Genomic DNA, 13420 nt, shown 5'->3' with positions numbered 1-13420 from the left:
TCTCCTCGACGTTAAGCCTTGATTGCCGGTTTAACAATTACGTCACTATTGATTGCGCCTGGAACAGCACCTTTAATTAATAAAAGGTTACGTTCTGCATCAACACGCACAATATCTAAGTTTTGAACAGTTACACGTTCATTACCTAAGTGACCTGCCATTTTACGACCTTTGAACACTTTACCTGGAGTTTGGTTTTGACCGATAGAGCCATGACCACGGTGTGCCAAAGAGTTACCATGAGTTGCATCTTGAGTACGGAAATTCCAGCGTTTAGTTACACCAGCATAACCTTTACCTTTAGATGTTCCAGTAACATCAACTTTTTTAACGTCAGTGAAAATATCAACGTTAATACTTTGACCTACAGTAAATTCGCCTTCTTCAAAACGGAATTCCCATAGACCACGACCAGCTTCAACGCCAGCCTTAGCGAAATGACCTGCTTCAGGTTTATTTACGCGGCTTGCTTTTTTGCTGCCAGTAGTAACCTGAATAGCTTGATAACCATCATTCTCAAGAGTTTTAACTTGAGTAACGCGGTTGCTTTGAACTTCTACTACGGTGACGGGAATAGAAACACCTTCTTCAGTGAAGATTCGTGTCATTCCCACTTTACGACCGATTAAACCAATCATTGTTTCGACCTCTCAATCATTCAGCTTAGGATTAACCTAAACTGATCTGCACATCAACACCGGCAGCAAGATCTAGACGCATTAAGGCATCAACTGTTTTTTCAGTTGGCTCAACAATATCAACTAGACGTTTGTGAGTGCGAATCTCATATTGATCTCGCGCATCTTTATTTACGTGCGGAGAAATCAATACAGTGAAACGCTCTTTGCGTGTCGGTAATGGAATAGGACCACGAACTTGCGCACCTGTGCGCTTCGCAGTTTCTACAATTTCAGCAGTTGATTGATCAATCAAACGATGATCAAACGCTTTTAACCGGATACGGATTCTTTGGTTCGACATGAGACCAGAGCTCCATTATTTAAAAGTTATAACAAAAGACTACTCCTCCTACCCTGTTTCGATTGACAGGAGAGTGTAATCCGTTCTTTTCGTAACCCCCAAATCGGAAGTATTGTTGATATAATTCAATATATTACATATTAACTATATCTTTATACGCATTTGCTGTTGAAAAATCAACAAACAAAGTGCGTCAATTATACGTAAATTATAAATGAATGCAAGGAGTAATTAATAAAGTATGTAGATAATTATTTAACTAACAAACATTTTTTAAATAATAGGTATAATTACGAGTTTTGACGCTTGAAGAGTGAATTTAATTACAATATATCATTCTTCAAACATCCTTTTTAAAATAGATTATTTAAGGAAAGAAAAGCGCTTTGCAGAAATTTAAATCAAATTGTGATAGATAAAACCGCCATTATGGCGGTCTTTTTAATGATCTTCTTTGGCATGATTTAAACTATATCTTGGAATTTCAACTTCAAGATCTTCATCAGCAACTCGAGCTTGGCAACTTAGTCGACTATGAGGCTCGACTCCCCAAGCTTTATCAAGCATATCATCTTCTTGTTCATCACTTTCCTCTAGCGAATCAAAACCTTTACGAACAATACAATGGCATGTTGAACATGCACAAGACATTTCACATGCATGTTCAATTTCAATATCATTACGAAGTGCAACTTCTAAAATAGATTCACCTTCTTCAGCTTCAACTGTTTTGCCTTCAGGGCAAAGATCAGCATTAGGTAAAAATGTAATTTTGGGCATAATAATCTCGTTTGTTAAATATCATCAACTTTATGGCCAGTTAAGGCTTGACGAATTGATCTATCCATACGTTTAGCAGCAAACTCTTGTGTCATATTATCAACAATCTTAATATGCTTTTTGATAGCATCACTATCATCTAATTCACTTACGGCCTGTAACTGATGCTTAGCGATTAAAATCTGATTAAGCTGTTGCTCATTTAATAGATCAGCATCTTTATCTAAAGCACTTTGTAAACTCTCTAGTACTCTAGCCGCTTCAACCTTTTGTTCGGCAAGCATTCTTACTTGTTTATCTTGCTGGGCATAATTGATTGAATCTTGAATCATGTTAGCAATTTCATTATCAGTTAGACCATAAGATGGCTTAACTTGAATCGCAGCTTCAACACCTGTTGATTTTTCCATTGCAGTAACATTTAATAAACCATCAGCATCAACTTGAAAAGTAACACGAATATGTGCTCCGCCAGCAGGCATTGGGGGAATACCTCTTAGCGTAAAACGAGCTAACGATCGGCAATCTGCAACACTTTCACGCTCGCCTTGTAACACATGAATCATCATAGCTGTTTGGCCATCTTTAAATGTGGTAAATTCTTGAGCTCTTGCACAGGGTATTGTGCTGTTACGAGGGATGATTTTTTCCACTAATTCCCCCATTGTTTCTATTCCTAAAGATAAAGGAATAACATCAAGCAATAACATATCTGAATCGGGCTTATTACCAACCAGAATATCAGCTTGTATTGCCGCACCAATAGCAACAACTTTATCAGGATCAATGGAAGTTAAAGGCTCTTTTCTAAAAAAATCACCCACTAATTGTCGAACTAAAGGGACACGAGTTGATCCACCGACCATGACAACTTCAACCACTTCATCAATATTGATTTCAGCATCTCTTAATGCTCGGCGACAAACCGCCAAAGTTCGTTTAACTAAAGGTTCAATTAAGTCTTGAAATTGTTGACGCGTTATAGTTAAAGATTGACCTTCTATATTAGCTAAAGCTAAGTCTTGCTGACTTAATGCTATTTTTATTTTAACTGTTTCATCGATAATTTTTTGGTTTATATAAGGATCAGTATTATTTTCTAAACCTAATTCATTTTTTAAATAATCAGCAAGCAATCGGTCAAAATCATCACCACCTAGTGCTGAATCACCACCAGTTGCTAAAACTTCAAATACCCCTTTATGTAGACGCAAAATAGAAATATCAAATGTACCGCCACCTAAATCATAAACTGCAATAACGCCTTCTTTGCCAGTATCTAAACCATAAGCGATAGCAGCAGCAGTTGGTTCATTTAATAATCTTAAAACATGCAACCCAGCTAATTTAGCCGCATCTTTAGTTGCTTGCCGTTGCGCGTCATCAAAATAGGCTGGCACTGTGATTACAGCACCATCAATTTCACCACCTAAACTCTGTTTTGCACGTTGAGCTAAAGCGATCAAAATTTCCGAGGAGACTTGTATTGGGTTAACTTGATTATTAGGCAAATTCAATAATGGAACACCATTATCCGTTTGTGAAAAAGTATAAGGAAAATGTACAGCATCAACATCAGATAAGTTTCTACCCATTAACCGTTTAACAGAACTCACCGTGTTTTGAGGATCATTTACAGCATTAGATTTTGCATGCTTACCAACGGTAATAACAAGATTATCATCAACATCTAAGCCGTAATGAACAACTGAAGGTAATAGAAAATCATTATCCAAATCTGGTAACACTTCGGTTTGTCCGCTACGCACAGTAGCAACTAGTGAATTAGTTGTCCCCAAATCAATTCCCACAGCTAAACGGCGCTGATGAGGTTCAGGAGTTTGTCCAGGTTCACTAATTTGTAATAATACCATTTGAATTGTCTCTAATTGATATATGCTTAACTAAAATTATAAAGCATATTGTTTTTCTTGTAACTTTTCGATTTGTTCTATCAATCTAGTTAAATAGCGGATTTTAAAGATTTGATTAAGGGCTGCTTCCCAATCTTGTTTGTCAATAAATTCTAATAATTCTTTATAAACATCACGTTGACGCGCAAAAACTTGCGAATGAAAGTCATCTAATATAACAAAATCATCCTGACTTTCAATATCTTCTAATTTTTCACGTAAAACAAATTGTTCCATTAAAAAATCAGCATCATGAATAATATTTTGCTCAGTTGCCACATCAAAACCTTGCAGAGACAACAAATGTTCAGCAGCTTTAATAGGATTTTTCAGTGTATGATAACCGTCATTAATCATTGCTGATTTTTGTACCATCACCATTTTATCGTTATCATTAGCAGTGGCAAAATTATCTGGATGATATTGTCTTTGTAATTGTTGATAATGCGCTGTTAGTAACGAAACATCTACTGGTAGCTTAACAGGTAAATCAAATAGTTCAAAGTAATTAGGCATGTTCATTACCCCAATTACACATTAAAGCTTTCACCGCAGCCACATTCATTTTGTGCATTGGGATTATTAAATTTAAAACCTTCGTTTAATCCTTCTTTAACAAAATCCAGTTCGGTACCATCGATATAAACCAAACTTTTTTTATCAACGATGACTTTAACATTTTTATCTTCAAACACACTATCATCATCATTAATAATATCAGCAAACTCTAAAACATATGCCATACCAGAGCAACCGGATGTTTTAACGCCTAACCGCAATCCTACCCCTTTTCCACGATTGGCAAGAAAAGCCTGAACACGATTAGCGGCGCTATTTGTTAGTGTAATTGCCATTAACTTTGACCTTTTTTAGTTTTATAGTCATCAATTGCTGCTTTAATTGCGTCTTCCGCTAAAAGCGAACAGTGAATTTTAACAGGTGGTAGCTCAAGTTCTTTAGCAATATCTGTATTTTTGATTGCTTGCGCTTCATCCAAAGATTTACCTTTAATCCACTCAGTAACTAAAGAACTTGATGCAATTGCACTACCACAACCATAAGTTTTAAATTTAGCATCTTCAATTATACCGTCATCATTTACTTTGATTTGTAAACGCATAACATCACCACATGCTGGTGCACCAACCATGCCACTACCAACATTAGGATCATTTTGATCAAAAGAACCAACATTACGAGGGTTTTCATAGTGATCAACTACTTTTTCACTGTATGCCATAATTTACTCCTAATTTTAATGGGCTGACCATTTGATTTTGCTTAGATCAACACCATCTTTGAACATTTCCCAAAGTGGAGATAATTCCCTTAATTTACCAATAGAATCTTTAATTAGTTTAATAACATAATCTACTTCTTCTTCAGTACTAAATCGACCAAATGAGAATCGAATTGAGCTATGTGCAAGTTCATCATTAAGGCCAAGTGCTCTCAATACATAAGACGGCTCTAAACTTGCAGAAGTACATGCTGAACCGGATGATACGGCTAAATCTTTTAAAGCCATCATAAGTGACTCACCTTCAATATAAGCAAAGCTTACATTTAATATATTAGGGACACTATGTTCTAAAGAACCATTAAGATAAACTTCTTCGATATCTTTTAAGCCATTCCATAAGCGATTTTTTAACGCTAACAAACGTGGCATTTCAGTTGCCATTTCTTCTCTAGCTATACGATATGCTTCGCCCATACCAACGATTTGGTGCACTGGCAACGTACCAGAACGCATACCGCGCTCATGACCACCACCATGCATTTGCGCTTCAATACGAACACGAGGTTTACGTCTAACATAAAGTCCACCAATCCCTTTTGGCCCATAAATTTTATGTCCAGAAAATGACATAAGATCAACTTTTAATTTAGACAGATCAATGGGTAATTTACCAACGCTTTGGGTTGCGTCAACATGAAAAACAATACCTCTTTCACGACACATCTCACCAATTTTTTCGATATCTTGAATGACACCAGTTTCATTATTGACATGCATAATTGATACAACGGTTGTATCACTGCGCATGGCTGCTGCAAGCTTATCTAAATCCAGTATCCCATTAGACTCTGGAGCCAAATAAGTCACTTCATAACCTTCACGTTCAAGTTGACGACAAGTATCAAGTACCGCTTTATGTTCCGTTTTACAAGTAATAATATGTTTACCTTTAGCTTTATTAAAATGCGCTGCACCTTTAATAGCTAAGTTATCAGCCTCCGTTGCTCCTGAAGTAAATACAATTTCGCGGGAATCAGCACCAATAAGATCTGCAATTTGATTTCGAGCAATATCAACCGCTTCTTCGGCTTGCCAACCAAATTTATGAGAACGAGATGCAGGATTACCAAAAATACCATTTGGTGTTAAATACTGCATCATTTTTTCAGCAACTCTAGGATCAACGGGTGTTGTAGCTGCATAATCCATATAAATAGGTAATTTCATTAATTACTCCCAATAACAAATTCTGTATTTTATTTTTTAATTAATGCTGACGTGTCGTATATTACTTTGTCGATTAGCTACGGCTTTAACTTCATTATTATTGACTAATTCGCTAAGTGTAATACTGGTTAAAAAGTCTTCAATTCGCTCACTTAAATCATTCCATAGTGTATGAGTTAGACATCTAACACCACCTTGACAGCCATCTTGACCGTGACACTTAGTTGCATGTACCGTCTCATCAACGGCTTTTACAATTGAGCTAATCGCAATTTGATCCATTGACCGACTCAGCACATAACCCCCACCAGGGCCTCTAACGCTGGTTACTAAACCATTTTTTCGTAACCGCGCAAATAATTGTTCAAGATAAGAAAGTGAGATTTCTTGACGTTCTGAAATATCGGCAAGTGATACAGGTCCTGAATCAGAATGTAATGCTACATCCAACATTGCAGTTACCGCGTATCTTCCTTTTGATGTCAATTTCATTAATCATCCCCCTATGTGTTATAATATTTATTGTATATATCCTTTTATTTTAGTCAAGTATTTAGTTGACTATTTTAGTGGGAATTATCCCCTTTTAGTTCATCATCGACGAAACACAATGAAATATGCTAATCTAGTTAGATAAATTCATATGGGAGCTAAAAGGATGAAATTGGTATCACGTTACTTATTGATAATAAGTTTAATATTTACAAGTAACGCTTTCGCAAATAATTCTCAAAAAATGTTACGAGAAAATTATCAAAAATGGATTAACTCTTATCAATCGTTAAATTTTCAAGAACAAAAAACATTACTTGCAACCATAAAAAATTATCCATTATATCCTTACGCTGCTGTGCAATTTTTTCAAAAAAATATAAAAGTTGTCTCCCCTGATGTAGTTAGCGATTTTGTAAAGAAAAATCAGGATTTTCCTTTAACAAACTCTTTAACCCAATCCTACTTGAAAGAGTTAACAAATCGCCAAGATTGGAGTTCAATAATTTCATTCCCCAAAGATAATTCAATATCTTCTAATTGTCGCTACCAATATGCTTTACTCATGAAAAACGGAGATAAATCAGTTTTTAAAGATGTAGAAACACTTTGGATGACAGGAAAAGATCTTTCTTCTGCATGTGATCCATTACTTAATGCTTGGGCTAAAGCCGGTAAACGAACAAACAATTTAATATTATTACGTATTGAATTGGCAGTTGAAGCGAATAATTTAAAATTAGCTCGGTATCTAGCAAATTTATTAGATGAGGATTACAAAACAACTAAAAATAATTTACTAGCTTTATTTGATAATCCGAGAAAATTAGACGACTTTTCAAAAAATATTAAAGCGAGTTCTTTTACTAAAAAGATTATTTTAGCATCATTTTCTCGTTTAACTAAAGTCGATATAGAATTAGCTGAGACCTTATTACCACAATTCATCAAACAGCAAAAATTAAATGAAAATGAACAAAGTTTATTGCAAAAAAGTTTAGCAAACCGTTACTTTAATGATTCAGCCACTTATGAACAAATTAAATGGCGAGATAATTATATTGCTAAAAGCCATGATTCATCTTTGGTTGAAAAACGTATTCGTTTAGCTATTGATGAAAATAATTACAAGGATATTGCTTATTGGTTAGAACAACTATCACCAGAAGATCAATTAAAAGAAGATTGGCAATATTGGAAAGCACGAGTGTTATTAAAAAATAATCGAAAAAAAGAAGCTAATAGTATTTTACAAACACTCACAGCTAAACGTGGTTTTTATGGGATGATCAGTGCGCAAACGCTGAATCGACATTATTCTCTTAATAATCAATCAAAAAAAATTACTCATACCGAAATTTCAGCATTAAAGTCTAAGTTTGATGATAAACCATTTGTGAAAAGAATTAATGAATTACGTAGTTTAGGAATGTTGCCAGAATCAAGCAGAGAATGGCGATATATGCTAAACAATCAAGTGGATAGTAATGAATATCTAAAATTGGCTCAATATGCTTTACATAAAGGTTGGGGTGATCTAAGTATTCAAGCAACGATTGTAGGCAAATTATGGAATAACTGGAATGAACGCTTGCCCATCATGTACCAAGACTTATACCATGATACCCTAAAAGATAAAGCTATCCCTCTTTCTTATGCTTTAGCTATTTCTCGTCAAGAAAGTGCGCTTGATACCTCGGTACAATCTTCAGCTGGAGCCAGAGGATTAATGCAACTGATGCCTGCAACCGCTAAAGAAACAGCTAAAAAAATGGGCTTACTTACTTATACTTCATCAATACAACTGTTCGATCCTGAAATCAACATACAATTGGGTAGTTACTATTTAAATTCAATTTATCTACAAAATGGTAATAATCGGATATTATCTTCAGCTGCTTATAATGCTGGACCCAATCGCGTTAAACGATGGTTAAAAGAGAGTGGTGGAAAACTTGATGCCGTTGCTTTTATTGATAGTATTCCATTTACTGAAACACGTAATTACGTGAAAAGTGTTTTAGTTTATGACTATATCTATCAAATAATTTTAGGTAAAAAAAATCCACATATTTTGACTCAGCATGAATTTAATAAACAATATTAATGGTGACTATAATGAAAACTAATGAATGGCAACAAACCGTTAAGCTATTACACCAAGCATTTAATGATGGTTATTCAATTGATATATTAAAATTATTAATGACCGCCGATGAGCGTGATGCATTGATAACTCGAGTAAAAATCATACATTCATTACTTGACGGTTCAATCAACCAACGACAACTAAAAGATCAACTAAAAATAGGCATTGCTACAGTAACTCGAGGTTCTAATAGTCTAAAAGAGGCAACACCTGAATTTAAAAAATGGTTAGAGAATATTCTATTAAGCTCAGATAACTAAAACACTAGCTAATATCTATTCGTTACACTTGTAACAATCAGAGTTATAAATTTTGTTGGATATTAACCTCAGTTTCTGTAACAACTGGCACACAGTAATCACATTCCATAGTCTTAATATCTTTAACAGAGGCAACCGTATCATCATGAAGATTATGATGGATTTCGATTAAACAGCTGGAACTACGCAACCGAACTTTTAGAGCTGGCATTGCGGCTAAATGTACTTGAGAAATGAAATCTCTAAAGTTATCTGGTGAACCAATATATTTAAAGCAAAGATATAATCCACCTTCACTGACAACTTCTTCAATATGTTCAAGATTATTATTATGATCTAATGCAATAGTATAAAGTAATTCTTGTTCATTGGTATTATCTTTGCTTTTTAATATGCGACTAAAAGCATAGATTTTATCAGGCAAATCTTCGTTTTTATTTGTACAACGGGATAAATAATTATGAAAAAACTGTGTTCTAAGTCTATTTTCTTCGTCTAATAATTGCCCTAAATTACAATTATTTTTGAAAGAAATTCCCCAAAAAGTCTGTTTCGGCATATCAACAAATTTGGGTTCAGGTAGTGAAAGCTGATTTTTATTAAGCTCAATTGCTGGTGTTAATCCTGCTGGATCCCAAAATTCACCTCGACGATAACTTGCTGGAGTTTCATTGAACTGTTTTTTAAAAGATCGGGTAAATGTTTGTTGCGAATCAAAACGATATTGCATAGCAATGTCTAAAATGGGTTTACTGGTCATACGCAAAGAGAGCGCTGCATAAGTTAAGCGACGATGACGAATATAAGTTCCAAGAACTTGACCCGTCACTTCTTTAAACATACGTTGTAGATGCCACTTTGAATAACCAGACTTTTGCGATACATTATCAATAGACAATGGCTGTTCTAAATTTTTCTCAATCCAAACGATAAGATCTGAAATAATACTAACTTGATTCATAAAACCCCATCATAAAGTGAACAGACACATAACCCTTGATTATGACTTAATCCCAGCAATAAGCAAGTTCTAAATAAAAATTATTTTCCATGCATTTTAACAAAATGAATGTGTACCTGCTTGATGTTCAGTAATATCTTTCACTCCTGCAAGCTCAGGAAATTCGACCATTAATTGCTTTTCGATACCTTCTTTTAAAGTATAATCAACCATTGAACAACCATTACATCCGCCGCCAAATTGTAAGATGACATAGTTATCGTCGGTCAACTCAACTAAATTTACACGCCCACCATGACTTGCTAACTGAGGGTTAATCTGCGCTTGAATCACATAGTTGACTCGCTCAATTAACGGAGCATCATCAGCAACTTTTTTCATTTTAGAGTTTGGTGCTTTTAATGTTAACTGTGCACCAAATTCATCTGTCACATAATCAATTACAGTTTCTTCCAAAAATGGGGCACTAAATTCATCGATATACACTGAAAAATCCGCATACTTTTCTTCTATATCATTATCTTCAACGGTATCGGCCGGACAATACGAAACTCCGCATTCTGCACTAGGCGTACCCGGATCCATAACAAATACTCTAATTTGTGTGCCTTCTGGTTGATTAGCAAGCAATTTTTTAAAGTGCTGTTGAGCTGATTCAGAAATAGTAATAATAGACATAACTCCTCACTTTAACACCATTTATAATAGTTGACTAACTTTCTTGGTTATTATAGGGACTGTTTAGGATTTTACAATACCGTTCGACATAAACAAATTATCTGAACACGGGTTGCTCCGCATTGTTTTAATTGTTGACTAATAGCATTTATAGTATTACCAGTAGTAACAATATCATCAATAAGCATCACTGATTTATTAGCAACATTTTGGTTACAAACAAAAAGTGTCTCAACATTGCTCATTCTTTGTTTAAGTGATAATTTCTTTTGATCTGTTGCATTTTTCTTTCTTGATAACAGATGAGGATAAAAATCACAATTTAACCATTTAGCAATAGGCTTTGCCAACAATTCGGCTTGATTATAGCCTCGTGACCAATATCGAAGATGATGCAAAGGCACACATGTAACCAAATCTGGTTTAGCTAAACCTTCTGTTTCTCGTCGTTGATACCATGCTAAAAACATTAATCTCGCTAATGCTAGGTTTAATTCAACTTTTTTATAAAATTTTAATTGATGAATTAAGTTTTTCAATGGATGAATATATTCACTAACAGCAATAAGTTCGTCCCAATAAGGTTTATGTTCTCGGCATCGATAGCATACATTCGTTGATAATGAATGGGGTAGACAACATTGGCAACAAATTTTATTGAATTTAGGTAGATTTTTAACACATTGACTGCAAATACCATGATGAGATAAAAATAAAGGCATATTACATAAAATACAACGCATATAGTTTACTTTTTTGTAAAAAAGTTTCAGGTTAACATAACGTTTCAATATAAAAATGGCTTATTCATTTCGCTCAATATCAAAATTAATATGGATACGAATTAAAACGTTATACCAATATCACAATCAAATAAGTTTATTTATATAAATGTTTTATAAAACTTATAATTAACAAAAAATAAAATTGCGATCTATGACACATAATTTCATCGGATTTTACATAAAAATTATTTAAAATAATCAAATATTAGGTATAATCAACCAACTATATCGGATTAAGGAAATAATAAATGAAAAAAATCAAATTATTATTTATATCATTGCTATTAACTCTTTTTACTAGTGTTGCTTTCGCTGACACTAAAGTTTTATTACAAACAAGTCAGGGTGATATTGAAATTGAATTAGATAGCGAACATGCGCCAATAACCACTAAAAACTTTCTTGAGTATGTTAACAGTGGATTTTATGAAAATTTAACGTTCCATCGCGTTATACCTGGTTTTATGATTCAAGGTGGTGGTGCCGATGATCAATTAAAATTTAAAGATGGTAATGCTCCGATAAAAAATGAAGCAAATAATGGTTTAAAGAACAATCGAGGCACAATAGCCATGGCAAGAACGAGCGATGTGGATAGTGCAACTAGCCAATTCTTTATCAACACTGTAAACAACGAATTTCTTAATTACCAATCACCTGAAAATTACGGTTATGCCGTTTTTGGTAAAGTGATTAAAGGAATGGATATTGTTGATAAGATTGTAAATGTAGCAACTCACCGTGTAGGACCTCATCAAAATGTACCTGTTGAGCCGGTTTATATTAAAAAGGCAACTGTTATTGAAGAAAAATAATAAATTATTTAAAATGAGATGAAAACCTAAAAAAAACCATCTTAATCATTTAAGATGGTTTTCCTCAAAAATTTAATTATTTTTTAATTTATCACAAGCTTTGTCAAAACCCCGCTCACAGGACTGTTTAAAATACCTATTAGCTAATAATTTGTTTTGCTCAACCCCATCACCTTTATCATACATAATTCCTAACTTGTATTGTACTGATGATACATCTAGTACGGCTGCTTTAGTAAACCAAAATGCTGCTTTTTGTTTATTTTGTTCAACTCCATCACCTTCATCATACATAAGAGCTAAATTATATTGTGCGTTGAAGTTATTTTGTTCTGCAGCTTTTTCATACCAAAATACCGCTTTTTGTTTATCTTGTTCTATTCCATCACCTTTATCATACATAAGTCCTAACTTGTATTGTGCATTTGGTACATCTTGTTCGGCTGCTTTAGTATACCAAAATGCTGCTTTTTGTTTATTTTGTTCAACGCCATCACCTTCATCATACATAAGAGCTAAATTAAATTGTGAGTTGAAGTCATTTTGTTCTGCAGCTTTTTCATACCAAAATATCGCTTTTTGTTTATCTTGTTCTATTCTATCACCTTGATTATACATAACTCCTAACGCGTATTGTGCATCTATATAACCTTGTTCAGCTGATTTTATATACAAAGTTAAAGCTTTTTGTATATTTTGTTCAACGCCATGACCATATTCATACATAATAGCTAAATTATGTTGCGATGGGGGGTCATTTTGTTCTACAGCTTTCTCATACCAAAATAACGCTTTTTGGTAATCTTGTAATTCACTATCACTTTTATGATACAATTCGCCTAGAGCATATTGTGCATCTACATAACCTTGTTCGGCTGATTTTGTAAACCAATAAATAGCCTTTTGATATAGTGCCTCATCTTGCTCAACTCCTGTTGTAGCCTGAAAATATAAGTGACCTAAAAGATACTGCGCTTCTGAACTACCTTTTTCTGCTTCTTGTGTACATTCAATAAGTGCCTTTTCATAATTTTTATTTTCAAATTCTGTTGTACAATCCCCCGCATAAGCAGCAAAAGAAAATAAGATAGGCATAACTAATAGTAATTTTTTTATTTTCATGATATTCCTTATAT

At 34.0% G+C, this 13420-nt stretch carries 16 protein-coding genes; 3 read left to right on the top strand and 13 right to left on the bottom strand.

Annotated features, from left to right (window positions below):
* Positions 1-11: 11 nt before the first annotated feature.
* From rplC to iscR, 9 genes are all read right to left on the bottom strand, one after another.
* Positions 12-638, bottom strand: coding sequence for a 50S ribosomal protein L3 (gene rplC / locus H3S88_RS03150; RefSeq protein WP_025314383.1), 627 nt, complete (start codon positions 636-638; stop codon positions 12-14).
* Between the two features lie 31 nt (positions 639-669).
* The gene (rpsJ, locus tag H3S88_RS03145; RefSeq protein WP_006120582.1) at positions 670-981 is read right to left on the bottom strand and encodes a 30S ribosomal protein S10; all 312 of its coding nucleotides are present in this window, start codon (positions 979-981) and stop codon (positions 670-672) included.
* Positions 982-1422: 441 nt separating this feature from the next.
* Positions 1423-1761, bottom strand: coding sequence for an ISC system 2Fe-2S type ferredoxin (gene fdx / locus H3S88_RS03140; protein WP_034884110.1), 339 nt, complete (start codon positions 1759-1761; stop codon positions 1423-1425).
* 14 nt (positions 1762-1775) lie between these two features.
* Positions 1776-3635 carry a Fe-S protein assembly chaperone HscA gene (gene hscA / locus H3S88_RS03135; protein WP_198227609.1) on the bottom strand — a complete coding sequence of 620 codons (1860 nt, stop codon included), beginning with the start codon at positions 3633-3635 and terminating at the stop codon, positions 1776-1778.
* Between the two features lie 36 nt (positions 3636-3671).
* On the bottom strand, positions 3672-4190 hold the full coding sequence (hscB, locus tag H3S88_RS03130; RefSeq protein ID WP_198227610.1) for a Fe-S protein assembly co-chaperone HscB: 519 nt from the start codon (positions 4188-4190) through the stop codon (positions 3672-3674).
* 14 nt (positions 4191-4204) lie between these two features.
* Positions 4205-4528, bottom strand: a complete 324-nt coding sequence (gene iscA, locus H3S88_RS03125) for an iron-sulfur cluster assembly protein IscA (RefSeq protein ID WP_025314377.1) — start codon at positions 4526-4528, stop codon at positions 4205-4207.
* Positions 4528-4914, bottom strand: a complete 387-nt coding sequence (gene iscU, locus H3S88_RS03120; protein WP_025314376.1) for a Fe-S cluster assembly scaffold IscU — start codon at positions 4912-4914, stop codon at positions 4528-4530. Before iscU ends, iscA begins: the two co-directional genes overlap by 1 nt.
* Positions 4915-4929: 15 nt before the next feature.
* Positions 4930-6144: an IscS subfamily cysteine desulfurase gene (locus H3S88_RS03115; RefSeq protein WP_039127722.1), complete on the bottom strand. Its 1215-nt coding sequence runs from the start codon at positions 6142-6144 to the stop codon at positions 4930-4932.
* A 36-nt stretch (positions 6145-6180) separates the two neighbouring features.
* Entirely contained in the window at positions 6181-6636 is a 456-nt protein-coding gene (gene iscR, locus H3S88_RS03110) for a Fe-S cluster assembly transcriptional regulator IscR (RefSeq protein ID WP_039127725.1), read from the bottom strand.
* Between the two features lie 166 nt (positions 6637-6802).
* On the opposite strand from iscR, the gene sltY reads away from it, so the two are divergent.
* Positions 6803-8743 (top strand): murein transglycosylase, encoded by a 1941-nt coding sequence (sltY, locus tag H3S88_RS03105; protein ID WP_198227611.1) that lies wholly within the window; start codon positions 6803-6805, stop codon positions 8741-8743.
* Between the two features lie 11 nt (positions 8744-8754).
* The gene (gene trpR, locus H3S88_RS03100; RefSeq protein WP_216355862.1) at positions 8755-9045 is read left to right on the top strand and encodes a trp operon repressor; all 291 of its coding nucleotides are present in this window, start codon (positions 8755-8757) and stop codon (positions 9043-9045) included.
* A 43-nt stretch (positions 9046-9088) separates the two neighbouring features.
* On the opposite strand, the gene robA is transcribed toward trpR, so the two are convergent.
* The 3 genes from robA to H3S88_RS03085 form a co-directional block, all read right to left on the bottom strand.
* Positions 9089-10006 (bottom strand): MDR efflux pump AcrAB transcriptional activator RobA, encoded by a 918-nt coding sequence (robA, locus tag H3S88_RS03095; RefSeq protein ID WP_039127734.1) that lies wholly within the window; start codon positions 10004-10006, stop codon positions 9089-9091.
* A gap of 96 nt (positions 10007-10102) precedes the next feature.
* The gene (nfuA, locus tag H3S88_RS03090) at positions 10103-10684 is read right to left on the bottom strand and encodes a Fe-S biogenesis protein NfuA (protein ID WP_172398455.1); all 582 of its coding nucleotides are present in this window, start codon (positions 10682-10684) and stop codon (positions 10103-10105) included.
* Between the two features lie 71 nt (positions 10685-10755).
* Complete coding sequence (locus H3S88_RS03085) at positions 10756-11427, bottom strand: phosphoribosyltransferase family protein (RefSeq protein WP_039127738.1); 672 nt, start codon at positions 11425-11427, stop codon at positions 10756-10758.
* A gap of 290 nt (positions 11428-11717) precedes the next feature.
* Here H3S88_RS03085 and H3S88_RS03080 point away from each other — a divergent pair, with 290 nt between their 5' ends.
* On the top strand, positions 11718-12284 hold the full coding sequence (locus H3S88_RS03080) for a peptidylprolyl isomerase (protein WP_198227613.1): 567 nt from the start codon (positions 11718-11720) through the stop codon (positions 12282-12284).
* A gap of 72 nt (positions 12285-12356) precedes the next feature.
* On the opposite strand, the gene H3S88_RS03075 is transcribed toward H3S88_RS03080, so the two are convergent.
* The gene (locus H3S88_RS03075) at positions 12357-13406 is read right to left on the bottom strand and encodes an SEL1-like repeat protein (protein ID WP_198227616.1); all 1050 of its coding nucleotides are present in this window, start codon (positions 13404-13406) and stop codon (positions 12357-12359) included.
* Positions 13407-13420 lie beyond the last annotated feature (14 nt).

Origin of the sequence: Gilliamella sp. B14448G11 (assembly GCF_016101765.1) — a bacterium.
Lineage (GTDB): Bacteria > Pseudomonadota > Gammaproteobacteria > Enterobacterales > Orbaceae > Gilliamella > Gilliamella apicola_N.
Note: the sequence above shows the minus strand (reverse complement) of the source record. Positions and strands in the feature narration are given on the sequence as shown.